Genomic DNA, 24,240 nt, shown 5'->3' with positions numbered 1-24,240 from the left:
GCGAGGTAGAAGCCGATCATGACGCTCAGGCCGAAGCCCAGGACGAGCGCGGTGGTACCGGCCGGCTCCTTCGACCACACGCCGTACGTGATGGCTCCCAGGAGTTCGTCCACACGCGCCGCAGCACGCTGCTCGGCCGTGCGGGCCGCCGGGATGGAGGTCTGGGCTCCGTCGCGGGCGAGGCCCTCGGCCTCGACGGCGGCGGAGACCGCATCCTGGTTCATGCGGACCGCGGCCCCGGCCTTCGCCGGCTTCGCCCGGGACGAGTGGGGTACGGTCATGGCCACCAGCAGGCCGAGCGCAAGCGCCGCGGTCCCGATGACGGCGATGCCGAGGCCCGAAGCCGTACGGGAGAGCAACAGCATGGCGAGGGTCGAGAAGACGACGGTGACCGAACCGTAGGAGAGCTGTGCAGCAGTGATGCGCGGCATGTCGGTATCCGTCCTCGGGGCATCGGATGGGCAGTCTCTCAACACAGTCGCACTGTCGAGCGACTCTACGACGGTGGATGCCCCTGAGGAACCGGCAGTAAGCATCACCTAACCCGCGGTACCGGTGCGCGGGGGGCGCACGGAGTCATTTCGCTCTCCAACCGCAGTCCGTGACGCGCCGGTTTCCTGCACGGTGAACGTCCGGATAACGGAAATGTGCTCCTGCATAGTGCACTTGGCCTGTTCAAGTCAAGGTCTGTCTTTTCCCGTGTAACTCCGGTCGAATGTCGTCACTTGTGACGCGTATCCGCGCGCGGCCCTTTTACACCACCCCAGGCCGCAGCCGCGGACGCCGGGGAGGACTGCATCAAGTGACCACTAACAGACGGGCGCTTCGCGCCGCAGCGGTTGTCGTGGCCATGGCCGCCACTGCCGCCACGGCATCGGCTTTCGCCACTGCCCAGGCGGATGAACACGCATCGGGAGCGAAGTCGTCCGTAGTCGAGCGCCGCGACCCGGGTTCGGCCAAGGGCACCACGCACGACCTGCAGGGCCCCTTCAGCAAGCAGCAGGACGCCCAGCGTCAGGCCGCCCTGGAGCAGGTCATAGCGGGCGACAAGAAGGTGTCGAAGCGGGGCGGCTCCAAGGTCGTCAAGCTCGACGACAAGAAGTACGTCGAGCTCGGCCGCGAGAAGACCGACAAGATCTTCACCGTCCTGGTGGAGTTCGGCGACAAGGTCGACAACACGACCATGTTCGACCCGGACGGCGACGGCCCCGAGCCGGCCGTCCCGAAGTACGGCGGCACACCCGGCCCGGCGCACAACAAGATAGCCAAGCCGGACCCCAAGAAGGACAACAGCACCGCCTGGCAGGCCGACTACAACCAGGCGCACTTCCAGGACCTCTACTTCGGTACGGGCGCCGGCAAGAACTCGCTGAAGACGTACTACGAGAAGACGTCCTCCGGGCGCTACTCGGTCGACGGCGAGGTCTCCGACTGGGTCAAGGTGCCGTACAACGAGGCCCGTTACGGGTCCAACTACTGCGGCTCCAGCAACTGCGCCAACTCCTGGGACATGATCAGGGACGGCGTGAACGCCTGGGCCGCCGACCAGAAGGCCAAGGGCCGTACCCCCGAGCAGATCAAGACGGACCTGGCGCAGTACGACCAGTGGGACCGTTACGACTACGACAACGACGGCGACTTCAACGAGCCCGACGGGTACATCGACCACTTCCAGATCGTCCACGCCGGTGAGGACGAGTCCGCGGGCGGCGGCGTCGAGGGCGAGAACGCCATCTGGGCACACCGCTGGTACGCGTACGGCACCAACGCCGGTGCGACCGGCCCGGCCGACAACAAGGCCGGCGGCACCGAGATCGGTGACACCGGCCTCTGGGTCGGCGACTACACCGCGCAGCCCGAGAACGGCGGCCTGGGTGTCTTCGCCCACGAGTACGGCCACGACCTGGGCCTGCCCGACCTGTACGACACCACCAACCGCGCCGAGAACTCGGTCGGTTTCTGGTCGCTGATGTCGGCCGGTTCCTGGCTCGGCACCGGCAAGAACCAGATCGGTGACCTGCCCGGCGACATGACCGCCTGGGACAAGCTCCAGCTGGGCTGGCTCAACTACGGCGAGGCCAAGGCCGCGACGAACTCCACGCACAAGCTGGGCGTGTCCGAGTACAACACCAAGGACAAGCAGGCGCTCCTCGTCACGCTGCCCGAAAAGCCCGTCACCACCGCTGTCACGAAGCCCGCCGAGGGCTCCAAGCAGTGGTGGAGCGGCATGGGTGACAACCTCAACAACACGCTGTCCCGTTCGGTCGACCTGACCGGCAAGTCCAAGGCGTCCCTGGACCTTTCGGGCTGGTGGGACATCGAGAAGGACTACGACTTCCTCTACACCGAGGTGTCGGAAAACGGCGGCGCCGGCTGGACCGCGATCGACGGCACGGCCGACGGCAAGGCGATCCCGCGCGACGCCAGTGACAAGCCGGCCCTGACCGGCGTCAACGGCAAGTACCAGAAGCTCTCGTACTCGCTGGACGCCTACGCGGGCAAGAAGATCGACATCCGCTTCCGTTACGCCACCGACGGCGGCGCGGGCGGCATCGGCTTCGCGGCCGACACCATCTCGGTCAACGCCGACGGTTCCGCGCTCTTCACGGACAACGCCGAGGGCGACGACAACGGCTGGACCGCCAAGGGCTTCTCCCGCGTCGGTGAGTCGTTCACCAAGGACTACCCGCAGTACTACATCGCGGAGAACCGCCAGTACGTCAGCTACGACCGGACCCTCAAGGTCGGCCCGTACAACTTCGGCTTCTCCAAGACCCGTCCGGACTGGGTCGAGCACTACCCGTACCAGAACGGTCTGCTCGTCTGGCTCTGGGACACCTCCCAGAAGGACAACAACGTCTTTACCCACCCGGGCAAGGGCCTGATCCTGCCGGTCGACTCGCACGCCAAGCCGCTGAAGTGGGCGGACGGCACGGTCATGCGCAACAAGATCCAGCCCTTCGACGCGCCCTTCAGCCGGTACGCGACCGACGGCTTCACGCTGCACAACGCCGATGCGCCGGTGCAGATCAAGCCTCAGCTCGGCATCCCGGTCTTCGACGACCACAAGGGCACCTACTGGTACAAGGAAAACAAGACCGGAAGTGTTCAGGTCGCTGACACGAACACCCGGATCACGATCGTCAGCGAGCCGCGCGACGGCTCGAAGATGATCGTCAAGGTCGGGGCCTCGCACAAGTAACCCCGCATCACCGCAGGTCAGAGCTTGATCGGCCGTCGCCCTCTAGCGGGCGGCGGCCGATCGTGTTTAGGTGCGTCTTGACCAGATCCTTAGACCGACCGGCACATGGGGGGTGGGAGTAGGAGCGGGGCTGGGTGCGTGCAGCTGCAAGGCGGAGGATCGAGCCAACGCGACGGGGGTCCCTCCCATGCCATTCGGGCTATGGGGGAGTTGGTGATTGACGACAACGCGGCAGATGTGCGTGCCCAGCCCCGCGACGCCGCCCCCCATGTGCCGGTCGGTCTTATTGACACAACGTCTCACGGGGGAGCGCGGAGTATGGCAGGCGGAGGGTTCAGCAAGTTGCCGAACGGCAGTGTGGTGGTGGCGATCACCCTGACCGGTCCAACGGACGGAACGGGCCCGGGCACTCCGGTCCGGGTCCTGGTGCACGCCGTCAACCGGGCTCGCGCGCTGACCCGGCTGCGCAATCTGGGCCTGCGCGCCGTCTACCTCCGGGGCAATGCCGAGCCGCCCACCCCGGACGAGATCACCGCCGTGCTGCACCACCCGGACGGGGTGCTCTGGCGAGCGAGACCGCAGCAGGCCCAGGAGCTCTGGCATCCGATCCGAGCGCTGCTCCGCCCGGCCGTACCGGCCCGCCGCCCGGCCTGAGGCGCAGGGGCGTCACCGGCCTCGCTGCCGGTGGTGACGGGCGCGAGCGGGTGAGAGCAGCGAGGAGCCGCGGCAGTTCTCGCCCGGCTAAACCGCAGGCTTCCCGGAAAGTTTCACGCCCGCCCTGCGGAGCTCCTCGAGCGCCCGCTCCGTGGTCTCCTCGGCGACCCCCGCGGTCAGGTCGAGCAGCACATGCGTCGTGAAGCCGGCCCGGACCGCGTCCAGCGCCGTCGCCCGCACGCAGTGGTCGGTCGCGATGCCGACCACGTCGACCTCGGTGACCCTGCGGTCCCGCAGCCAGTCGGCCAGCCCCACGCCGTTCTCGTCGAGGCCCTCGAAGCCGCTGTACGCCGCGGCGTAGGCGCCCTTGTCGAACACCGCGTCGATCGCCCCCGAGGCGACCGCCGGGGCGAAATTGGGGTGGAAGCCCACCCCCTCCGTACCGGCGACACAGTGCGCGGGCCAGGAGTGCTCGAAGTCCGGCTGCGCGGAGAAGTGGTTGCCCGGGTCGACGTGATGGTCACGGGTGGCCACGACATGGCGGTACCCGGCCTGGGCCTCGCCGATCAGGTCGGTGATGGCGGCGGCGACATCGGAGCCCCCCGCCACGGCGAGGCTGCCGCCCTCGCAGAAGTCGTTCTGAACGTCCACGACGATCAAGGCGCGGTGCATGGCGGGTGTCCTTCGGTGGGGGACGGTCGGTGGTCATGGGGGGCCGTATTCGAGCCTAGAGACTCCGGAGCGGCTCGGGTCGACCGGTAAATGCCGACCGGTAAATGGGGGGCGGCCTCAGACCGACCGGCAGTGGAACCGAGCCCGTCGAGCGGCCCCTCCCATGCCCTTGGAGGGAGAGTGAGGGCGAAATGGCCACCGGACGGCCCCGGTCACCTTCCCCTCGTCCGTCCCCTCACACGTACTCCGTGGGAATCACCGGCTCACCGCGGGACAGCTGGATCGCCGACATCGGCAGCCCCGCCCGCGCCGATATGTGCCGCTCACGGGCCGCGTCCAACGGCTCACGGGCGATCGCTTCACCGCCCCTGACCAGCTCGACCAGCAGCTGTCGGTCGGCCAGCTCCGCCGGTACGGGACCGGTGCCGACCACCTCCGCCTCGGCCACCCCGTTCTCGTCCAGCCGGCGCGCGGCCCACTTGCGACCGCCCACCGACGTCTTCGCGCCGAGCGACTTCTTGGCGACCGGGCACAGCGGCTCCGCAGGGTCGGCGGACCCGGCGCGGGCGACCAGCTTGTAGACCATGGAGCAGGTGGGCTGCCCGCTGCCGGTCACCAGCTGCGTGCCCACTCCGTACGCGTCGACCGGTGCCGCGGCCAGCGACGCGATCGCGTACTCGTCCAGATCCGACGTCACCACGATCTTCGTCCCGGTGGCGCCCAGCTCGTCCAGCTGTTGCCGTACCCGGTGCGCGAGCAGCAGCAGGTCCCCGGAGTCGATCCGTACCGCACCCAGCTCGGTCCCGGCGATTTCGACCGCGGTACGGACCGCCTCGGCGACGTCGTACGTGTCGACCAGCAGCGTCGTGCCCCGGCCCAGCGAGTCGACCTGGGCCTGGAACGCGTCGCGCTCGGTGTCGTGGAGCAGCGTGAAGGCGTGGGCGCTCGTTCCGACGGTCGGGATGTTGTAGCGGAACCCCGCGGCCAGGTCGGATGTGGTGTCGAAGCCGCCGATGTACGCGGCACGCGCCGACGCCACCGCTGACAGTTCATGGGTGCGCCGCGCACCCATCTCGATCAGCCCGCGCCCGCCCGCCGCGGCGGACATCCGCGACGCCGCCGCGGCGATCGCCGAGTCGTGGTTGAGGATCGACAGGATGACCGTCTCCAGCAGCACGCACTCGGCGAAGGAGCCCTCGACCCGCAGGATCGGCGAGCCGGGGAAGTACACCTCGCCCTCCGGGTAGCCCCAGATGTCACCGTTGAAGCGGTAGTCGGCCAGCCAGGCGAGCGTGGGCTCATCGACGACGTTCTGTTCGCGCAGGAAGGTGAGCATCTCGTCGTCGAAGCGGAAGTTCTCCACCGCGTCCAGCACTCGTCCGATGCCCGCGACGACGCCGTAGCGCCGCCCCTCCGGCAGCCGGCGGGTGAACGCCTCGAAGACCGAGTGCCGGTCCGCCGTGCCGGCCTTCAGGGCGGCCTGCACCATCGTGAGCTCGTACTGGTCGGTGAAGAGCGCGGTCGACGGCACACCGACCCGTCGCCCAAGGTCCACAGAGTTCATGTTCCGGATGCTACCCCTATGTCGTCAGAGTGACGAGATCTCGGGTCGTTTGTGCGATGACCGCTCTCGGGTGGCAGCATGGGGTGGGTGAGCGTCGCCCCCACTGAGATCGAGCGTCCCGAATCGGCCGAGGAGAGTCTCGTTGTCCCCGAGCCCGACGTCCCCTGGGTGACGCTGGTCCACAACGACCCGGTCAATCTCATGAGCTATGTGACCTATGTCTTCCAGGCCTACTTCGGCTACTCCAAGCACAAGGCCCACAAGCTGATGCTGGACGTCCACCAGAAGGGCCGCGCCGTCGTCTCAAGCGGCAGTCGCGAGGAGATGGAACGCGATGTCCAGGCCATGCACGGCTACGGGCTGTGGGCCACCCTCACGCAGGACCGCAACTAGACCGATCCTCCTCTGCCCCGCCCGAACCACCATCGGAGAAAACCCATGGCCGGCCACTTCGAGGCCACCCCCGACGGCGGCGCGGCCGTCGCGCTCGACGAGGTGGAGATCGCGATCCTGCGTTCCCTCGCCGTCCAGCTGCTGGAACTGATCGGCCCCGGCGACGAACCCGCCGAGGGCGAGGATCCGCTCGCCGCCCTCTTCGCCGAGGGGCCCAGCGAACCGCCCACCGACCCCGCCCTGGCCCGGCTCTTTCCCGAGGCGTACGGCGACGAGGACAGTGAACTGCGCGCCGCTTCCGCGGAGTTCCGCCGCTTCACCGAGAATGATCTGCGCACCCGTAAGCGTAAAGACGCCCTCACCGTCGTACGCACCCTGGACGCTCTCTCCGTCACCGAGGACGGCGACGCCGTACTGGAGCTCACCGGCGACCAATGCCGCAACTGGCTCGGTGCGCTCAATGACCTCCGGCTGACCATCGGCACCCGTCTTGAGGTCTCCGACGACGACGAGGGCGAGGCCGGCTCGCTCTACAGGCTTCCCGACAGCGACCCGCGCAAGCCGATGGTCATGGCCTATCTCTGGCTCGGTGCGCTCCAGGAAACCCTCGTGGAAACCCTGATGCCGTAGTTCCCGCGTACGGATTTCCGATCACCCGCTCACGGACTTCCCGAGTGCTCGTTCACGGGCTTCTTGGCCACTCGTGCGTCGCGTTCGTTCAATGGACGCTCAAATCTGAATAACGATCCCGTCACCCGAACAGTCTCTTTTGTGGTGGCTGGAAACTCTTGTCCGCTTTTTCCTATGGTGTGCACCACATAATGTCCGGCGATCCACCCATGTGTCCGTGATAAATCTTCACAACCGCTCGGGGACGCCACCTCTGTTCCCGAGGGCGCTACAGGCCGGCGACCGCCGGCGGCACTCCATCCATATCCGGGGGGATCAGGACCCGATCCGCAGCCTCAACGGCGCGGATCGGCGTGGAGAAAGGCGCAGCACATGACATCGGCGCAGGTGGACAAGGGACAAGACGGCCGCAAGGCTGCAGCGGCCGCGGATACCGGCGCGGCGGGCGAGGGGTACCAGCGGGCCCTCGGCGCCCGTCAGATCCAGATGATCGCCATCGGCGGGGCCATCGGCACCGGCCTCTTCCTCGGCGCGGGAAAGGCGATCGCCAAGGCCGGGCCCAGCCTCATCCTGGCCTATGCCATCGCGGGCCTGGTGATCTTCTTCATCATGCGGGCCCTGGGTGAACTCCTCATGTACCGCCCGGTGTCGGGCTCCTTCTCGGAGTACGCCCGCGAATTCATCGGCCCCTTCGCCGGCTTTGTCACCGGCTGGACCTACTGGCTGTTCTGGGTCGTCACCGGAATCACTGAAGTCACCGCGGCCGCCCAGTACATGACGTTCTGGTTCGACATTCCTCAATGGGTGTCGGCACTGATCTTCACGATCATCCTGTACGGCGTGAACCTGATCTCCGTAAAGCTCTTCGGGGAACTCGAATTCTGGTTCTCGATGGTCAAGGTCACCGCCATCGTCGGCATGATCCTCATCTGCGCCGGAATTCTCACCCTCGGCTTCTCCGACGCCGGGGACACCGCGTCCGTCACTCATCTCTGGGCCGACGGCGGCTTCTTCCCGCACGGCATCACGGGCACCTTGATGACCCTGCAGATCGTGATGTTCGCCTTCCTCGCCGTCGAACTCGTCGGCGTCACCGCGGGCGAGTCCAAGGACCCGAAGACCGTCCTGCCCAAGGCCATCAACACCGTGCCGTGGCGCATCGCCGTCTTCTACGTCGGCGCGCTCATCATGATTCTTTCCGTGGTTCCGTGGACCGAGTTCCAGCCCGGCATCTCGCCGTTCGTCGCCGCCTTCCAGAAGATGGGCCTCGGCATCGGCGCCGGCATCGTCAACTTCGTCGTGCTGACCGCCGCCCTCTCCTCCTGCAACTCCGGTATGTACTCCACCGGCCGCATGCTCCGCGACCTCGCGCTCAACGGCCAGGGCCCGAAATCCTTCACCCGGCTCACCAGGAGCGGCACCCCCCTCATCGGCACCACCTTCTCCGCAGCCCTGATGCTCGTCGGCGTCTGGATCAACTACCAGTGGCCCGGTGACGCCTTCACCTACGTCGTCTCCTTCGCCACCATCTCCGGCATGTGGGCCTGGATCATGATCCTCATCTGCCAGATCCGCTACCGCGGCCTCGCCTGCCGCGGCGTCCTCCCGCAGTCCGGCTTCCGGGCCCCCGGCGCCCCGTTCACCAGCATCTTCGCGCTGGCCTTCATCGGCATGGTCATCGTGATGATGGGCATCGACAAGGACGCCAGGGTCTCGCTGTACTGCGCCCCGCTGTGGGCGGTCATCCTCGGCGTCTCGTACCTGGTGCTCAAGGCCCGTAACCCCGAGAACAAGGCCTTCGCGAGGAGCTGAGGCCACCTCCGTACAAACCCCGAGCCATCCCCGGACGACAGGCCGCCCCACCGGCCGCGTCCACCATGCGGGCCTCGGCGTACCACACCTCGGTACGCCGGGGCCCGCACGCGAAGGCGGGCCGTCCGTCGACCGGGCAGCGGCGTCGCGGGTCCTGATACGCACGCTCGCGGCGCTGTCGTCGGCCGACATGGCTCCGCCACGACTCCCTTCTCCGCCGTGCGATCGCACGCACCAGGTCCCGCTCCTCCCCCCGCTCCCCGGTCCAGGGCCCGCCTATCCTGGCGCCATGCTGACCATCACCCAGGCGCTCTACGACCAGATCGTCGCGCACTCCCGCGCCGACCACCCCGACGAGGCGTGCGGCGTGGTCGCGGGACCGGCCGGAACCGGCCGCGCCGAACGGTTCATCCCCATGCTCAACGCCGCCCGCTCGCCCACCTTCTACGAGTTCGACTCGGGCGACCTCCTCAAGCTCTACCGGGAGATGGACGACCGTGACGAGGAGCCGGTGATCGTCTACCACTCGCACACCGCGACGGAGGCCTACCCGTCCCGCACCGACGTCACGTACGCCAACGAACCCGGCGCCCACTACGTCCTTGTCTCCACCGCGGACACCGACGACGCGGGCCCCTTCCAGTTCCGCTCCTACCGGATCGTGGACGGCGAGATCACCGAGGAGGACGTCGAGGTCGTCGAGGCGTACGAAGCCGCCTGAGCTCCTCGCGCACCGCCCGACCCGGCACTCCACCGGCCGGACGGGACCGGGCCCGCCACGGTCCCGTCCATCTGTCGAACACCGACTATCCATCAGGTGAGATCACATTCCGGATTGCGGACCGGGAATCGATACGATGACCGCATGGTTCCCCATGACGTGAGCGACAAGACGCCGGGCATGCTGCTCGTCGCGCGGCTGCACGTCGACCTGTGCAGGCTCTCCAGCGCGATCTGTACGAGCCGCCTGCCCGCCGGCCGCAAGGCCTGAGCCGGGCTCGCGGCCCGAGCACCCATTCGTCACGCACCAACCCCTGCGCGGGGGCAGAGCCGCGCGCCCACGCCACCTCTTCGCTTTCGACAGGAGCCCACGCCATGGCCATCGAGGTCCGCATCCCGACCATCCTCCGCACCTACACCGACGGCGCCAAGGCTGTCGAGGGCAACGGGGAGACCCTCGCCGACCTCTTCACGGACCTGGACAGTCGCCACAACGGCATCCGTGAGCGCATCGTCGACGGCGGCGAACTCCGCCGCTTCGTGAACGTCTACCTCAACGACGAGGACGTCCGCTTCCTCGACGGCATCTCCACCAAGCTCAGCGACGGCGACAGCGTCACCATCCTCCCGGCCGTCGCCGGCGGCATGAACTGATGCGGTACGACAGCCCGCTTGCCGCGGTGGGCAACACCCCGCTCGTCCGCCTGCCGCGACTGTCACCGTCGAACGACGTCCGCATCTGGGCCAAGCTGGAGGACCGCAACCCCACCGGCTCGATCAAGGACCGCCCCGCGCTCCACATGGTCGAACAGGCGGAGAAGGACGGCCGGCTGACCCCCGGCTGCACCATCCTGGAGCCCACCAGCGGCAACACCGGCATCTCGCTCGCCATGGCGGCCAAGCTCAAGGGCTACCGCATCGTGTGCGTCATGCCGGAGAACACCTCCCAGGAACGGCGCGACCTGCTCGCCATGTGGGGCGCCGAGATCATCTCCTCCCCGGCGGCGGGCGGCTCCAACACGGCCGTACGCGTGGCCAAGGAGCTGGCCGCCGAGCACCCCGACTGGGTCATGCTCTACCAGTACGGCAACCCGGACAACGCGGGCGCCCACTACGCGACCACCGGCCCGGAGATTCTCACCGACCTCCCGTCCATCACCCACTTCGTGGCGGGCCTCGGCACCACCGGCACGCTCATGGGCGTCGGCCGCTACCTGCGCGAACACAAGCCCGACATCAAGATCGTCGCCGCCGAGCCGCGCTACGACGACCTGGTCTACGGGCTCCGCAACCTCGACGAGGGCTTCGTCCCCGAGCTCTACGACGCCTCGGTCCTCACCACCCGCTTCTCCGTCGGCTCGGCAGACGCCGTCACCCGTACCCGCGAACTCCTCCAGCAGGAGGGCATCTTCGCAGGCGTCTCCACCGGCGCCGCGCTCCACGCCGCGATCGGAGTGGGAAACAAGGCCGTCAAGGCGGGGGAGCCGGCCGACATCGTCTTCGTCGTCGCGGACGGAGGCTGGAAGTACCTGTCGACGGGCGTCTACACGGCCTCGACAACAGAAGCCGCCATCGAAGCGCTGCACGGCCAGCTCTGGGCGTAGGGCGTATTTCGCCCATATTTCGCCCTACCCCCGCACCCGATCGCCGGACGGGAGAACCGGCCTGTCCGGCGATCGAGGACGTCTTTCGGCTTCGCAGGCGTTCGAGAGGCGCGGGGTCCAGGACGGAGCCCCGGCCACGGGACGGGTCGGACAGGCGAACAGCCCCGCCGCAGGCGCCCCACAGCCGCGCGCCTCCGGCCGGCGCCCCCACCTCACCCGAGCTTCCGCACCCGCTCCCACACCTCCGGATCCACCACCCCCACCCGCCGCCGGAACCCCCGCACGGCAACCTCCCGCAACTCGTCCGTCTCCAGGAAGCTCTCCCGCCCCCGCGTATCCCCCACCGTCCCCGCGGGCAGCGCGATCACCCCGGGCCGCTCCTCGTGATACTTGCTGGTGATCTTCGCGACGAGCGCCGAGTCACCCCGTACCGACAGCACCAGGCAGGGCCGGTCCTTCACCCCGGGCCCGTCCTCGTACGGCACCCCGGCCCACCAGATCTCACCCGGCCGCGGCCTCCGCTCCGGCTCCGGCCCACGCCCGGGCCCCGCCGGCGGACGCGTCCGCCCGGCCGGACGCCCACCGGAGCGCGTACCCGCCGACCTGCCGGAACGACCTCCGGGCCGTCGCCCACCCCGCCCCCGCCCATCGGCAACCGCCGCTACGAGCGCGAGCAGCACGACAACGGCAAACGCGATCCACCACCAGGACATGTCCATGTCCCGACCGTACCGGCGTCCCCACCTCTTCCATCGAACCGGTGACAGAGCAGGTGAGTTCCCCCACAACGGACGGCCGCGGGGGAGCGACCGGCTGTTTCGCGCTTTACGCTCGACAAACCGCTCAACAGACCGCACGAACCCTCCCCGTTCCCACGTCTCGGAGGTTCACGCTCCATGAAGCTCACCGTCGTCGGCTGCTCGGGCTCGTTCCCGTCCGCGGGATCAGCGTGTTCGAGCTACCTCGTAGAGGCCGACGGCTTCAGGCTGCTCCTCGACATGGGCAACGGCGCCCTCGGCGAGCTGCAGCGCCATGTCGGTCTCTACGACCTCGACGCGATCTTCCTCAGCCACCTGCATGCCGATCACTGCATCGACATGTGCGCGTACTTCGTGGTCCGCTACTACCGGCACGACGGCGGCCGTCCCGCCCCCATCCCGGTCTACGGTCCCGACGGCACCGAGCAGCGGCTGACCACCGCCCACGCCGACACCCCGTCCGAGCGGTCGATGAGTGAGGTCTTCGACTTCCACACGCTGAAGCCGGGCTCGTTCGAGATCGGCCCCTTCTCGGTCCGTACGGAGAAGGTCTGCCACCCCGTCGACTCCTTCGCCATCAGGATCGAGCACGGCGGCCGCACGCTCACGTACTCCGGCGACACAGGTGTCTGCGAGGCCCTGGACGAACTTGCCGAGGGCGCCGATCTGTTCCTCTGCGAAGCGTCGTTCGTCCATGGCAAGGAGGACATCCCGGACCTCCACCTCAATGGTCGCGAGGCGGGCGACATCGCCGCCCGCGCCGGAGTGGGGCGGCTCGTGCTCACCCACATCCCGCCGTGGACCGACGCCGACCGCAACCTGGCCGATGCCCGCCTGCTCTACGGCGGGCCGGTGGAGGTGGCGGCACCGGGCGCGGTCTACGAGGTGTAGCGGTCTGCGAGGACCAGCGGTCGCGTACAGCGCCGGGGCGATGAACATGAGGGATAAGGAACCTGCAATTTCCGACTACTTCGCATTAGCTATCACCCACTCTCGGTGACATGGCGAGGGCCCCCGGATCGCAAGGGTCCGAGGGCCTGCTCCGGCCGGGCCGAAAGCCATGCTGAAGTGCTACTTCGTGAGGTTCCTCTCGATCTCCGCCTCCAGCTCGTCGGGCTCCCGGCCCGGAGTCTGGAGATTGAATTTGGTGATCGCGAACCGGAAGATCACGTAGTACACGACGGCGAAGGCCAGGCCGATCGGGATGATCAGCCATGGATTGGTCGCCAGGCTCCAGTTGATGACGTAGTCGATCAGGCCCGCGGAGAAGCTGAAGCCGTCCTTGACCCCGATCGCCCAGGTCACCGCCATCGAGACACCGGTGAGCACCGCGTGGATCGCGTACAGCAGCGGTGCGACGAAGAGGAACGAGTACTCGATCGGCTCGGTGATCCCCGTCACGAAGGACGTCAGGCCGACCGAGAGCATCATGCCGCCGACCGCCTTCCGGCGATGCGGCTTGGCGCAGTGGTAGATCGCCAGCGCCGCCGCCGGGAGGGCGAACATCATGATCGGGAAGAACCCCGAGGTGAACTGACCGGCCGTCGGGTCGCCCGCCAGGAACCGGTTGATGTCACCGTGCACGACCGTGCCGTCCGGCTTGGTGAAGTCGCCGAACTGGAACCAGACGAATGTGTTCAGGAACTGGTGGAGGCCGATGACCAGCAGTGCGCGGTTGGCGACACCGAAGATGCCGGAGCCCACCCAGTCCAGGTCCACCAGCCACTTGGAGAAGCTGGTCAGACCGTCGCCGATCGGCTGCCAGAGCCACGCGCAGAGCGCCGCGAAGCAGAGGCCGACGAACGCCATGATGATCGGGACGAGCCGGCGGCCGTTGAAGAAGCCCAGCCAGTCCACCAGCTTGACCCGGTGGTACCGCTGCCAGAACCAGGCGGACAGCAGGCCCATCACGATTCCGCCGAACACTCCGGGGTTCTGGTACTCCGCGGCCGTGACCTTGGCGCCTTTGGTGACGCAGGTGCCGGACCAGGTGCCGCCCGAGGTGAACGCCGAACCGGGTGCGCAGTCCACCGGGAAGGCGTGCAGCACCGCGTAATAGACGAGGAAGCCGGTCACCGCGGCGAGCGCGGTCGAACCATCCGACTTCTTCGCCATGCCGATGGCGACGCCGATGCAGAACAGCAGTGGAAGGCCGAGCCCCGAGTCGAGCAGCGCGCCGCCCGCGGCCTTGAAGACCGCGGCGGCACTGTCCCAGCCCAGGCCCTCGTCACCGAACACGTCCGGCTGGCCGAGTCGGTTGAGAATGCCTGCCGCCGGGAGGACGGCGATCGGGAGCTGGAGGCTGCGTCCCATCTTCTGGAGGCCTTGGAAGAGGCCGTTCCACCACGTCTTCCGTGGCACTGCGGCGCTGCTGGAGCTCATCGGCATTCTCCCGGAACAAGGCGTGCTCGGCGGTCGTTGCAAACTGGTGTAGACCAGTTGAGGTACGGTGCGTAACCCGTCTGGAAGGCAGGGCGCCGGTGATCGTCATCTTTGAGGACGGTCCAGTCGCCCGCTCGCGAAGCTGGGCCAAACGTGCGTTACGGTGACGAAACGGACCCACGGTGGGCCGTCGCACGCATGTGAACAACCAGGGAGAAGGCCATGGCCAGCAAGGCTGAGAAGATCGTCGCCGGGCTCGGCGGTATCGAGAACATCGACGAGATCGAAGGCTGCATCACGCGCCTGCGCACCGAGGTCCACGACCCCAGCAAGGTCGACGAAGCCGCGCTCAAGGCCGCCGGAGCCCACGGTGTCGTCAAGATGGGAACCGCGATCCAGGTCGTCATCGGCACCGATGCCGACCCCATCGCCGCCGACATCGAAGACATGATGTGACCAGCCGGCGAACCCCCCGCTGAGCCGAAGCGCTCAGTACCACGCAGGCCCTGCCCACCCGGACGGGGCCTGCGCCGCACCCGAATGGGCGCCACCCCCGCACCCGATAAAGTCGACGCCATGTCTCGTATCGACGGCCGCACCCCCGAACAGCTCCGCCCCGTAACCATCGAACGCGGATGGAGCAAGCACGCCGAAGGCTCCGTACTCATCTCCTTCGGCGACACCAAGGTCTTCTGCACCGCCTCCGTCACCGAAGGCGTCCCGCGCTGGCGCAAGGGCAGCGGCGAAGGCTGGGTCACCGCCGAATACTCCATGCTGCCCCGCTCCACCAACACCCGCGGCGACCGCGAATCCGTACGCGGCAAGATCGGCGGCCGCACCCACGAGATCAGCCGCCTCATCGGCCGCTCACTGCGCGCCGTCGTCGACTACAAGGCCCTCGGCGAGAACACCATCGTCCTGGACTGCGACGTCCTCCAGGCCGACGGCGGCACCCGCACCGCCGCCATCACCGGCGCCTACGTCGCCCTCGCCGACGCCGTCACCTGGGCCCAGCGCAAGAAGCTCGTCAAGCACGGCCGCAAGCCGCTGACCGACACCGTCTCCGCGATCAGCGTCGGCATCGTCGACGGCACCCCCCTCCTCGACCTCCGCTACGAGGAGGACGTCCGCGCCGAGACCGACATGAACGTCGTCTGCACCGGCGACGGCCGCTTCGTCGAGGTCCAGGGCACCGCCGAGACCACGCCCTTCGACCGCAAGGAACTGGGCGCCCTCCTCGACCTCGCCACGGCCGGCTGCGCAGACCTCACCGTCTTCCAGAACGACGCCCTCGCCCGCACCCTCGGCGAATAACGCCCTCGCCCGGCTCGGGTAAAGAAGCAACCAAATACGCACCACAACGCGTCGTTACGAACACGGGCGCACGGGTCGAACCGTGCGCCCGTCCGCACATCCGCACCTGGGGAGGAACCGCACCATGGCCAAGGCCACCCGCTGCCGCCGCATCACCGTCGCGCTGACCCTGACCGCTCTCACCCTCACCGCGACAGCCGGCTGCGGCGCCGTCGACAAGGCGCTCGACTGCGTCCGCACCGCCGACGCCATCGCCACCAGCGTCGACAACCTCCAACAGGCCGTCTCCAACGCCTCGAACGACCCCACCCAGGCATCCGAAGCCCTCGACGCCATCGAGAAGGAACTCGGCAACCTCGGCGACGAGACCGACAACGCCGACCTCGGCAAGGCCGTCGACGACCTGCAGTCCGGCGTCGGCAACGTCCGCGACTCCATCGACAAGGGCGACGCCACCCTCGACATCACCCCGGTCACCGACGCCGCCAAGGAGATCGGCAAGGTCTGCGCACCCTGACCACCCCCGATACTGGGTGACATGACCCGCCTCATCCTCGCCACCCGCAACGCCGGGAAGATCACCGAACTCCACGCGATCCTCGCCGACGCAGGCCTCGACCACGAGCTCGTCGGCGCGGATGCGTACCCCCACATTCCCGACGTCAAGGAAACCGGCGTCACCTTCGCCGAGAACGCCCTCCTCAAGGCCCACGCCCTCGCGAAGGCCACCGGCCACCCCGCCGTCGCCGACGACTCCGGCCTCTGCGTGGACGTACTCGGTGGCGCCCCCGGCATCTTCTCCGCCCGCTGGGCCGGCACCCACGGCGACGACCGGGCCAACCTGGACCTGCTCCTGGCCCAGCTCTCCGACATCGACGCCCCGCACCGCGCCGCCCACTTCGCCTGCGCGGCGGCCCTGGCCCTCCCCGACGGCACGGAACGCGTGGTCGAGGGCCGCCTGGTGGGAACCCTGCGCCACACCCCGTCCGGCACGAACGGCTTCGGCTACGACCCGATCCTCCAGCCGGACGGCGACACCCGCACCTGCGCGGAACTGACCCCGGCGGAGAAGAACGCGATCAGCCACCGGGGGAAGGCGTTCCGGGCGTTGGTGCCGGTGGTGCGGGAGCTGGTGGGCCGGGCGTAACGGGTACGAAAACGGCCTGCGAACCAAGGGACTTGATTCGCAGGCCGTCTACTGTGCGGCGGAAGGGATTCGAACCCTCAAGCCGTTTCACGGGCCACAGATCCTAAGTCTGCTGTGTCGCCATTGCACCACCGCCGCCAGCCGTCAGACATGCTACCGGGGTGTGCCTGCGGGCCGACAGGTACGGGGTCAGAACCTCGGGTCCGGTGCCGGGCCGCGGCCGGAGGAGCTGGTGGTGTCGTTCCCGGACGGGAAGAAGACATGGCCCAGGGTGACGGCCGGATAGGCGCGGGTCAGATCCCGAAGTCCTTGATGATCTTGGCTACGTGCCCGGTGGCCTTGACGTTGTAGAGGGCTCGTTCGACCTTGCCCTCTTCGTCCACGACGATCGTGGAGCGGATGACGCCGGTCACCGTTTTGCCGTAGAGCTTCTTCTCGCCGAAGGCGCCGTATGCGACAAGGGTCTCCTTGGAGGGATCGCCGACCAGGGTGACCTTGAGGTCTTCCTTCTCGCGGAACTTGGCGAGCTTCTCGGGCTTGTCGGGGGAGACGCCGATGACGTCGTATCCGGCGCCGGCGAGCACGTCCAGGTTGTCGGTGAAGTCGCAGGCCTGCTTGGTGCAGCCGGGGGTGAGGGCGGCCGGGTAGAAGTAGACGATGACCTTGCGGCCCTTGTGGTCGGCGAGCGAGATGTCGTTGCCGTCGGCGTCGGGGAGGGTGAAGGCGGGGGCGGTGTCGCCGGGCTGGAGTCGCTCGCTCATGGTTCTCCTCAGGTGGCACGTGGGGTGTACGGGACCGAGCGTAATAGGGGTGCCGCCGGGTACGTGGGTGGTCGAGCTGACAGACTGTGGATGAAGGTTTGACCGGACGAGGACCACGGAGGCGGCGCAGTGTCGGATGCCAGGACCCCTGCGCAGATCGAGGCGGACATCATCAGCAGGCGTGAGCAGCTTGCAGGGGTGCTCGATGAGATCGGGGTGCGGGTGCACCCGAAGACGATCATGGGTGATGCGAAGGCCAAGGCCGCCGAGGCCATGGACCGGACGGCCGGGCGGGCTTTTGTCGCGGTGAACCGGACGGTGTCGGACGTGAAGGCGCAGTTTGTGTCCGAGGACGGCGCTCCGCGTCTGGAGCGGGTGATTCCGGCGGCGTTGCTCGCGGTGGGTGTCGTGGGTCTCGTGGTGTCGAAGCGGCGGCGGAAGAACTGATGTCGCGGTCCGTGCACCCCGGAGGCGTGTGGAGCTGCGGCGGACAGGTAGGTTGCGGGGCGTGAGCGAGAACACCGACGACAAGCTGCCCATCCGCATGCTGCACGACCGTGTGCTGGTCCGTTCCGATACGCCGGAGGGTGAGCGGCGCTCGGGTGGCGGCATTCTGATTCCGGCGACGGCTGCGGTCGGCCGCCGGCTGGCCTGGGCCGTGGTGGTTGCGGTGGGCCAGAACGTGCGGACGGTGGAGCCGGGCGACCGGGTGCTGTACGACCCCGAGGACCGTGCGGAGGTCGAGGTGCGCGGTGTGGCGTATGTGCTGATGCGCGAGCGGGATCTGCATGCGGTGGCGGCGGACCGGTTCGAGGGGTCGGTGGATTCGACCGGGCTGTATCTGTAGTCGGCAGCAGTTGTGAAAAGGCCTGGTGACCAGTGTCACCAGGCCTTTTGTATGTTCTTTGCTACGGTGGTGTGACCCCGACGAGACGCGCCGTACCGGGCTATGAAAAGACGACGCACCCCGTGTTGTTCGCGTGTTCTGTTTCGTCGGAGGTTCCGTCATGGCGTGGGTTCTGCTGGTTGTCGCCGGTCTGCTCGAAGTGGGCTGGTCGATCGGGATGAAGTACACCGAGGGGTTCACCCGGCTGTGGCCGAGTGTGTTCACGGGCTTCGGGATCGTGATGAGCATGGTGTTGCTGTCCCATGCGGTGAAGACGCTGCCGATCGGTACGGCGTACGGCGTGTGGGTCGGTATCGGCGCGGCCGGGGCGGCGGTTCTCGGCATGGTGGTGCTGGGTGAGCCGGTGACCGCCGCCCGGATCTTCTTTGTCTCTCTACTGCTGGTGGCCGTGGTGGGGCTGAAGGCGACCTCGGGTCACTGACGCGGCGCCGGCATGCCGGGGGCGCCCGGGAGGAAGTCGTAGCCGCCTCCGCCGCCGTTGTCCCCGCCGCGGGGGTCGCCGTTGTACCCGCCGTCGTTGTATCCGCCGCCGTTCTCCATGCCGCCGATTTCCGTTCCGCCGCCGGTCGGCCCGCTGGTGTCCGCGCCGCTGGTGGCGAGTTCGTTGCTCCCGGGGCCCGGCGGGCCGCTGGGCCCGATGCTCCCGGTGCTGCTGGGCGGTGTGCCGGAGGGGGATTCGGACGGTGTCCCGGTGCTGCCGGGGCTGGAGTTCTCCTCGGTGGGCTCCGCGGTTTCTTCGGCGCCGCTTTCGAGGCTGAGGCCGAAGTCCGTGACCGTGGTGCCGCGCAGCGCGGCCTCGGTGTACTGGGCCCAGGCCTGGGCGGGCGCGCCGCTGCCGTTGATGCGGGCCATTCCGAGTGCTCCGTAGAGCGGTTTCTGTACACCGGTGTCGGGGTCCTGGCCCATGACGGCGACGACGGTGGCGAGGTCGGGGGTGTAGCCGGCGAACCAGGCTGCCCTGTCCTCCTCGGCGGTGCCGGTCTTGCCCGCGGCGGGGCGGCCGGCGCTCTGGGCGGCGGTGCCGGAGCCGCTCTCGACGACGCTCCGGAGGATCGCGGTGGTGGTGTCGGCGGCTTCGCGGCTGACGGCCTGCTTGGTGTTCCTGCCGGGGAGTTCCAGGTCGACGCCGCCCTTGCTGACCTTGTCGACGAGGGTGTACGCGCCGTGTCTGCCGTGGTTGGCGAGGGTGGCGTACGCCTCGGTCATGTCGAGGACGCTGGCGGTGGCGACGCCGAGTGCGACGGACGGATATGGGGTGAGGTCGGGGGTGTTCTTGGGGATGCCGAGGTCGATGGCGGTCTGCTTGACCTTGTCGGGGCCGACGTCCTCGGCCATCTGGGCGTAGACGGCGTTGACGGACTTGTCGGTGGCGGTGCGGACGGTGATGGGCCCGTAGCTGATGTCGTCCTCGTTGGCGGGGGCGTATCCGGTGGGTCCGTTCGGGCCCTGGACCATGCGTTTGTTGGTGCCGTCGTACATGGTGTTGGGGGTGATGCGCCGGCCGTCCTGGGCGGTGGCGCCATTGGCGACGGCGGAGGTGAAGACGAACGGTTTGAAGGTGGAGCCGACCTGGTAGTCGCGGCGGGTCGCGTTGTTCACGAACTGCTTGGTGTAGTCGACGCCGCCGTACATGGCGACGACCCGGCCGGTGCCGGTGTCGATGGAGGCGCCGCCGGCGCGGACGTTGCGGTCGGCCTCGCGGTCTGTGCTCGTCTGGGACGTGACGTTGTCGTCGACGGCTTTGACGAGTGCGTTCTGTTTCTTCTTCTCCAGGGTGGTGGTGATGCGGTAGCCGCCGGTGGCCAGGGTGTTCTCGTCGACGATTTCGTTGCTGGTGAGGTAGTTCTCGACGGCCTGGACGATGTAGCCGCGCTGTCCGGAGAGCCCGGTGGGCAGCTTGACCTTGCCGGGTACGGGGAATTTCATGGCGGCGCGTTCGCGGGCGTCGAGCCACTTCTCCTTGACCATGCCGTCGAGTACGTAGTTCCAGCGCGCGAGGGCCGCGGCCTTGTTCTCGGGGTGGGCGACGACGTCGTACGCGCTGGGGACGTTGAGCAGGGAGGCGAGGTAGGCGCCCTCGGCGGTGGTGATGTGGCCGATGTCCTTGCCGTAGTAGGCCTGTGCGGCGGCCTGGATGCCGTAGGCGTTGCGGCCGACGTAGCTGGTGTTGAGGTAGCCCTCGAAGATCTGGTTCTTGGACTCCTCGCGGTCGAGCTTGACCGCGATGAAGAGCTCCTTGATCTTGCGGATGACGGTCTGTTCCTGGCCGAGGTAGTAGTTCTTGACGTACTGCTGGGTGATGGTCGAGCCGCCCTGTTTGCCCTTGCCGGTGAGGGTGTTCCAGGTGGCGCGGGCCATGCCCTTGAGGTCGATGGCCCGTTCGGAGTAGAAGTCGCGGTCCTCGGCGGCGAGGACGGCGTGCTGGACGGTGAGCGGGATCTGGGCGAGCTTGACGTTTTCCCGGTTGACCTCGCCGGAGCGGGCGATGACGCTGCCGTCCTTGTAGAGGTAGACGTTGGACTGTGCGGTGGCACTGGCGTTGGCGGGCGGGATGTCGACGAGCTGGTATCCGGCGATGAAGCCGCCGACCAGGAGCAGGGCGACGACGAGGACGGTGCCGAGGGTCATTCGCCAGGTGGGGACGGCGCGGCGCCAGCCGGTGCGCTTGGGCTTCTTCGCCTCGTCGGCTTCGCCGTCCTGCTCTGCGTTGTTGCCGCTGTTGCTGCCGTGGGCGGACGGGTCTGTGGGGTCCCAGCCCCGGGGTTCGTGTTCCTCGCTCGGCTGCTGTGGCTCGTCGCTCATGTCCGTGCAGACTCCTCGGCCGCGGTCAGTTCCCCCATAGTGCCCTTTTCTATGGAATAAGCCGCGGATCAACCCTTGAAAAGCGGTCGCGGCGGCTGTCTCCGTTGGACTAGCGTCTTGCGCTTTGGTGTCCAACGCCGTTGGGCGCCCGGGCGATGGGGGTGGATGCGGTGCGGCTGTACGCGGTGGTGGCGGCGGGAGGGTTCCGGCGCTATGCCACTTACCGGACCGCGACGGCGGCGGGGGTGTTCACCAACACCGTCTTCGGTTTCATCATGGCGTACACCTATGTGGCGCTGTGGGACGAGCGTCCGCAGCTCGGCGGTTACGACATGCCCCAGGCGCTCACCTATGTGTGGCTGGGGCAGGCGCTGCTGATGACCTGCGCCATGATGGGCGGCGGTTTCGAGGACGAGCTGATCGAGCGGATCCGTACCGGCGATGTCGCGGTCGATCTCTACCGCCCGGCGGACCTCCAACTCTGGTGGATGGCCGGTGACTTGGGCCGGGCCGCGTTCCATCTGCTGGGTCGCGGCATCGTGCCGATGCTGCTGGGTTCGCTCGCCTTCGACCTGGCGCTGCCAGCCTCGCCGGGCGTCTGGCTGGCCTTCCTCGTCTCGGTGACGCTCGGTGTCGTGGTCAGTTTCGCGATCCGCTATCTGGTGGCGCTGTCCGCGTTCTGGCTGCTGGACGGGGCGGGGGTGTCGCAGATGACGTCGCTGGCCGGGATGTTCTTCTCCGGGATGCTGCTGCCGCTGACGCTGTTCCCCGGGGTGCTGGGCGACGTGGCGCGGGTGCTGCCGTGGTCGTCGCTGCTTCAGGTGCCGGCTGATGTGCTGCTCGGCAAGAGCACGGGGTGGGGGCTGGTGGAGGCGTACGCCTTCCAGGGCGGCTGGGCGCTGACGCTGCTGTTGGTGGGGCGGTTGGTGCAGTCGGTGGCGACGAGGAGGGTGGTGGTCCAGGGTGGCTGAGACGGCCGGTGAGGTGGAGGTGGCCGAGGCGGCCCGCGCGCCCGAGGTGGTGTTCGTCGAACGGTCGAGGCTCGTCGAGGGGGTCCGGGCGTACGGGCTGATCGCGACGATGTGGCTGCGCTCGACGATGGCGTACCGCGCGTCGTTCGCGATGACGGCGTTCGGGAACTTCGCGGTGACCGCCTTCGACTTCGTCGCGATCCTGCTGATGTTCCAGCACGTGGATGCGCTGGGCGGATACACGCTGGCGGAGATCGCGCTGCTGTACGGGGCCTCGGGCACCGCGTTCGGTCTCGCGGACCTGGTGATGGGCCCGATGCAGCGGCTGGGGCGGCGGGTGCGCGACGGCACGCTGGACACGCTGCTGGTACGGCCGGCGCCGGTGCTCGCTCAGGTCGCGGCGGACCGGTTCGCGCTGAGCAGGATGGGGCGGATCACCCAGGGGGCGCTGGTCCTCGGGTACGCGCTGGTGACGCTGGACATCGGATGGACACCATTGAAGGTGGCGATGATTCCGCTGATGCTGCTGAGCGGGGCGGCGATCTTTGCGGCGGTGATCGTGGCCGGGGCGGCGTTCCAGTTCGTCGCGCAGGACGCCTCCGAGGTGCAGAACTCCTTCACGTACGGAGGGAACACATTGCTTCAGTACCCGCCGTCGATCTTCGCGAAGGACCTGGTGCGCGGGGTGACGTTCGTGGTGCCGCTGGCCTTCGTGAACTGGCTGCCCGCGCTGTATGTGCTGGGCCGGGACTATCCGCTGGGCCTGCCGGACTGGGTGGCGTTCCTGCCTCCGGTGGTGGCGGGCCTGAGCTGGCTGCTTGCGGGACTGGCCTGGCGCTCGGGACTGCGGGCGTACCGCAGCACGGGCAGTTGACGAACACACCGAGCAGGGCAAGGCAAGCGCAAGGGCAGGGGCACCGGAGATGACCACCGAAACCGACACCGACTTCATCGATCTCGACAACGTCGAAAAGGTCTTCGACGTGCGCCGGAAGACCGGCTTCATGCGCAGTGAACGCCGCCAGGTGCGAGCGGTCGACTCCATCAGCTTCCGCGTCGCGCGCGGCGAGATGGTCGGCTACATCGGCCCGAACGGTGCCGGGAAGTCGACCACGATCAAGATGCTGACCGGCATCCTCACCCCGAGCGGCGGCCGGCTGCGGGTGGCGGGCATCGACCCTTCCAGGGAACGTACGAGGCTGGCGCACCGGATCGGTGTGGTGTTCGGCCAGCGCACCACGCTCTGGTGGGACCTGCCGCTGCGCGACTCGTACCGGCTGATGCACCGGATGTACCGGATTCCCGACGCCCGCTACCGCGAGAATCTGGACCGCTGCGTCGAACTCCTCGACCTGGGGGAGCTGTTGGACGTACCCGTGCGGCAGCTGTCGCTGGGGCAGCGGATGCGCGGCGACATCGCGGCGGCTCTGCTGCACGATCCCGAGGTGCTGTACCTGGACGAGCCGACGATCGGCCTGGACGTCGTCTCCAAGGCCAAGGTCCGTGGATTCCTACGAGACTTGAACGCCGAACGCGGCACGACCGTACTGCTCACCACGCACGATCTGACGGACATCGAGCAGCTCTGCAAGCGTGTGATGGTGATCGACCACGGCCGTCTGATGTATGACGGGGCGCTCGCCGGGCTGCATGAGGTGGGCGAGAGTGAGCGGATGCTGGTGGTCGACCTGGAGTGCCAACTCCCGCCGATCCAACTGGAGTCGGCTCCTTCGGTCCGTACGGTGAAGGTGGAGGGGCCGCGTCAGTGGCTGGCCTTCCCGGCCTCGGAGTCGGCCGCACCGCTGGTCGCCCGGATCGCCGCGGACTACCCGCTGGCCGACCTTTCGGTACGGGAGCCCGACATCGAGGCCGTGATCGCGAAGATGTACGCGTCGGCCGGCGGCAGGTAGATCGGTGACGGGAACGTACGCGTTCCATAGGCTGCGC

General features: G+C 68.1%; 27 protein-coding genes, 1 tRNA gene and 1 riboswitch. Of the genes, 20 read left to right on the top strand and 8 right to left on the bottom strand.

Annotated elements, in window-relative coordinates:
- Positions 1–431 (bottom strand): aa3-type cytochrome oxidase subunit IV (gene ctaF / locus ABTZ94_RS37855; RefSeq protein ID WP_502967250.1); only part of this gene is annotated, 431 nt, incomplete at its 3' end.
- A 371-nt stretch (positions 432–802) separates the two neighbouring features.
- Between ctaF and ABTZ94_RS15870 the strand changes: the two genes are divergently transcribed.
- A complete protein-coding gene (locus tag ABTZ94_RS15870) occupies positions 803–3,202 on the top strand; it encodes an immune inhibitor A domain-containing protein (RefSeq protein ID WP_351201433.1) in 2,400 nt (799 codons plus the stop codon).
- A gap of 318 nt (positions 3,203–3,520) precedes the next feature.
- Complete coding sequence (locus tag ABTZ94_RS15865; RefSeq protein ID WP_351201431.1) at positions 3,521–3,856, top strand: hypothetical protein; 336 nt, start codon at positions 3,521–3,523, stop codon at positions 3,854–3,856.
- Between the two features lie 87 nt (positions 3,857–3,943).
- Here ABTZ94_RS15865 and ABTZ94_RS15860 read toward each other — a convergent pair whose 3' ends face one another.
- Both ABTZ94_RS15860 and ABTZ94_RS15855 read right to left on the bottom strand, forming a co-directional pair.
- Positions 3,944–4,528 carry a nicotinamidase gene (locus ABTZ94_RS15860; RefSeq protein ID WP_351201429.1) on the bottom strand — a complete coding sequence of 195 codons (585 nt, stop codon included), beginning with the start codon at positions 4,526–4,528 and terminating at the stop codon, positions 3,944–3,946.
- A gap of 235 nt (positions 4,529–4,763) precedes the next feature.
- Complete coding sequence (locus tag ABTZ94_RS15855; protein WP_351201427.1) at positions 4,764–6,092, bottom strand: nicotinate phosphoribosyltransferase; 1,329 nt, start codon at positions 6,090–6,092, stop codon at positions 4,764–4,766.
- A 78-nt stretch (positions 6,093–6,170) separates the two neighbouring features.
- On the opposite strand from ABTZ94_RS15855, the gene clpS reads away from it, so the two are divergent.
- From clpS to ABTZ94_RS15820, 7 genes are all read left to right on the top strand, one after another.
- Positions 6,171–6,485 (top strand): ATP-dependent Clp protease adapter ClpS, encoded by a 315-nt coding sequence (gene clpS / locus ABTZ94_RS15850; protein ID WP_351201425.1) that lies wholly within the window; start codon positions 6,171–6,173, stop codon positions 6,483–6,485.
- Positions 6,486–6,530: 45 nt separating this feature from the next.
- Complete coding sequence (locus ABTZ94_RS15845; RefSeq protein ID WP_351201423.1) at positions 6,531–7,115, top strand: DUF2017 domain-containing protein; 585 nt, start codon at positions 6,531–6,533, stop codon at positions 7,113–7,115.
- 372 nt (positions 7,116–7,487) lie between these two features.
- Positions 7,488–8,927, top strand: a complete 1,440-nt coding sequence (locus ABTZ94_RS15840; RefSeq protein WP_351201421.1) for an amino acid permease — start codon at positions 7,488–7,490, stop codon at positions 8,925–8,927.
- A gap of 289 nt (positions 8,928–9,216) precedes the next feature.
- Positions 9,217–9,648, top strand: coding sequence for a M67 family metallopeptidase (locus tag ABTZ94_RS15835; RefSeq protein ID WP_351201419.1), 432 nt, complete (start codon positions 9,217–9,219; stop codon positions 9,646–9,648).
- 144 nt (positions 9,649–9,792) lie between these two features.
- Positions 9,793–9,918 carry a putative leader peptide gene (locus tag ABTZ94_RS15830; RefSeq protein ID WP_268250412.1) on the top strand — a complete coding sequence of 42 codons (126 nt, stop codon included), beginning with the start codon at positions 9,793–9,795 and terminating at the stop codon, positions 9,916–9,918.
- Positions 9,919–10,022: 104 nt separating this feature from the next.
- Positions 10,023–10,301 carry a MoaD/ThiS family protein gene (locus ABTZ94_RS15825; RefSeq protein ID WP_030971063.1) on the top strand — a complete coding sequence of 93 codons (279 nt, stop codon included), beginning with the start codon at positions 10,023–10,025 and terminating at the stop codon, positions 10,299–10,301.
- The gene (locus tag ABTZ94_RS15820) at positions 10,301–11,251 is read left to right on the top strand and encodes a PLP-dependent cysteine synthase family protein (protein WP_351201416.1); all 951 of its coding nucleotides are present in this window, start codon (positions 10,301–10,303) and stop codon (positions 11,249–11,251) included. The genes ABTZ94_RS15825 and ABTZ94_RS15820 overlap by 1 nt, the downstream gene beginning before the upstream one ends.
- 212 nt (positions 11,252–11,463) lie before the next feature.
- On the opposite strand, the gene ABTZ94_RS15815 is transcribed toward ABTZ94_RS15820, so the two are convergent.
- The gene (locus ABTZ94_RS15815) at positions 11,464–11,970 is read right to left on the bottom strand and encodes a type II toxin-antitoxin system PemK/MazF family toxin (protein WP_351201414.1); all 507 of its coding nucleotides are present in this window, start codon (positions 11,968–11,970) and stop codon (positions 11,464–11,466) included.
- Positions 11,971–12,147: 177 nt separating this feature from the next.
- On the opposite strand from ABTZ94_RS15815, the gene ABTZ94_RS15810 reads away from it, so the two are divergent.
- On the top strand, positions 12,148–12,900 hold the full coding sequence (locus tag ABTZ94_RS15810; protein WP_351201412.1) for an MBL fold metallo-hydrolase: 753 nt from the start codon (positions 12,148–12,150) through the stop codon (positions 12,898–12,900).
- Positions 12,901–13,080: 180 nt separating this feature from the next.
- On the opposite strand, the gene ABTZ94_RS15805 is transcribed toward ABTZ94_RS15810, so the two are convergent.
- Positions 13,081–14,391 (bottom strand): PTS transporter subunit EIIC, encoded by a 1,311-nt coding sequence (locus ABTZ94_RS15805; RefSeq protein WP_351201410.1) that lies wholly within the window; start codon positions 14,389–14,391, stop codon positions 13,081–13,083.
- Positions 14,392–14,613: 222 nt separating this feature from the next.
- On the opposite strand from ABTZ94_RS15805, the gene ABTZ94_RS15800 reads away from it, so the two are divergent.
- The 4 genes from ABTZ94_RS15800 (at position 14,614) to rdgB (ending at position 16,852) form a co-directional block, all read left to right on the top strand.
- On the top strand, positions 14,614–14,847 hold the full coding sequence (locus tag ABTZ94_RS15800) for a PTS sugar transporter subunit IIB (protein ID WP_014156020.1): 234 nt from the start codon (positions 14,614–14,616) through the stop codon (positions 14,845–14,847).
- A 120-nt stretch (positions 14,848–14,967) separates the two neighbouring features.
- Positions 14,968–15,705 (top strand): ribonuclease PH, encoded by a 738-nt coding sequence (gene rph, locus ABTZ94_RS15795; RefSeq protein ID WP_351201408.1) that lies wholly within the window; start codon positions 14,968–14,970, stop codon positions 15,703–15,705.
- Positions 15,706–15,829: 124 nt separating this feature from the next.
- Positions 15,830–16,222, top strand: coding sequence for a DUF8711 family protein (locus ABTZ94_RS15790; protein WP_351201406.1), 393 nt, complete (start codon positions 15,830–15,832; stop codon positions 16,220–16,222).
- 21 nt (positions 16,223–16,243) lie between these two features.
- Positions 16,244–16,852 (top strand): RdgB/HAM1 family non-canonical purine NTP pyrophosphatase, encoded by a 609-nt coding sequence (gene rdgB / locus ABTZ94_RS15785; protein ID WP_351201404.1) that lies wholly within the window; start codon positions 16,244–16,246, stop codon positions 16,850–16,852.
- Positions 16,853–16,906: 54 nt separating this feature from the next.
- Here rdgB and ABTZ94_RS15780 read toward each other — a convergent pair.
- Together ABTZ94_RS15780 and bcp are read right to left on the bottom strand one after the other, a co-directional pair.
- Positions 16,907–16,990, bottom strand: a tRNA-Leu gene (locus ABTZ94_RS15780).
- A gap of 155 nt (positions 16,991–17,145) precedes the next feature.
- Positions 17,146–17,613, bottom strand: coding sequence for a thioredoxin-dependent thiol peroxidase (bcp, locus tag ABTZ94_RS15775; RefSeq protein ID WP_351201402.1), 468 nt, complete (start codon positions 17,611–17,613; stop codon positions 17,146–17,148).
- Between the two features lie 129 nt (positions 17,614–17,742).
- Here bcp and ABTZ94_RS15770 point away from each other — a divergent pair, with 129 nt between their 5' ends.
- The 3 genes from ABTZ94_RS15770 to ABTZ94_RS15760 all read left to right on the top strand — a co-directional run bounded on the left by ABTZ94_RS15770 (position 17,743) and on the right by ABTZ94_RS15760 (position 18,941).
- Complete coding sequence (locus tag ABTZ94_RS15770) at positions 17,743–18,060, top strand: DUF3618 domain-containing protein (RefSeq protein ID WP_351201400.1); 318 nt, start codon at positions 17,743–17,745, stop codon at positions 18,058–18,060.
- A gap of 61 nt (positions 18,061–18,121) precedes the next feature.
- Positions 18,122–18,460: a GroES family chaperonin gene (locus tag ABTZ94_RS15765; protein WP_030923137.1), complete on the top strand. Its 339-nt coding sequence runs from the start codon at positions 18,122–18,124 to the stop codon at positions 18,458–18,460.
- 55 nt (positions 18,461–18,515) lie between these two features.
- A riboswitch (guanidine-III (ykkC-III) riboswitch) is annotated at positions 18,516–18,580 on the top strand.
- A gap of 40 nt (positions 18,581–18,620) precedes the next feature.
- The gene (locus ABTZ94_RS15760) at positions 18,621–18,941 is read left to right on the top strand and encodes a DMT family transporter (protein ID WP_351201398.1); all 321 of its coding nucleotides are present in this window, start codon (positions 18,621–18,623) and stop codon (positions 18,939–18,941) included.
- On the opposite strand, the gene ABTZ94_RS15755 is transcribed toward ABTZ94_RS15760, so the two are convergent.
- Entirely contained in the window at positions 18,935–21,322 is a 2,388-nt protein-coding gene (locus tag ABTZ94_RS15755) for a transglycosylase domain-containing protein (RefSeq protein WP_351201396.1), read from the bottom strand. The two genes, ABTZ94_RS15760 and ABTZ94_RS15755, sit on opposite strands and share 7 nt — an antisense overlap.
- 170 nt (positions 21,323–21,492) lie before the next feature.
- Here ABTZ94_RS15755 and ABTZ94_RS15750 point away from each other — a divergent pair, with 170 nt between their 5' ends.
- From ABTZ94_RS15750 to ABTZ94_RS15740, 3 genes are read left to right on the top strand one after another with little or no spacing between them, the layout of a single operon-like run.
- Positions 21,493–22,293, top strand: coding sequence for an ABC transporter permease (locus tag ABTZ94_RS15750; protein ID WP_351201437.1), 801 nt, complete (start codon positions 21,493–21,495; stop codon positions 22,291–22,293).
- Positions 22,294–22,306: 13 nt separating this feature from the next.
- A complete protein-coding gene (locus ABTZ94_RS15745) occupies positions 22,307–23,167 on the top strand; it encodes an ABC transporter permease (protein ID WP_351201435.1) in 861 nt (286 codons plus the stop codon).
- A 49-nt stretch (positions 23,168–23,216) separates the two neighbouring features.
- The gene (locus ABTZ94_RS15740; RefSeq protein WP_351201394.1) at positions 23,217–24,203 is read left to right on the top strand and encodes an ABC transporter ATP-binding protein; all 987 of its coding nucleotides are present in this window, start codon (positions 23,217–23,219) and stop codon (positions 24,201–24,203) included.
- The last annotated feature ends 37 nt before the right edge of the window (positions 24,204–24,240 follow it).

It is taken from the genome of Streptomyces sp. NPDC002785 (genome assembly GCF_040295565.1).
Lineage (GTDB): Bacteria > Actinomycetota > Actinomycetes > Streptomycetales > Streptomycetaceae > Streptomyces.
Note: the sequence above shows the minus strand (reverse complement) of the source record. Positions and strands in the feature narration are given on the sequence as shown.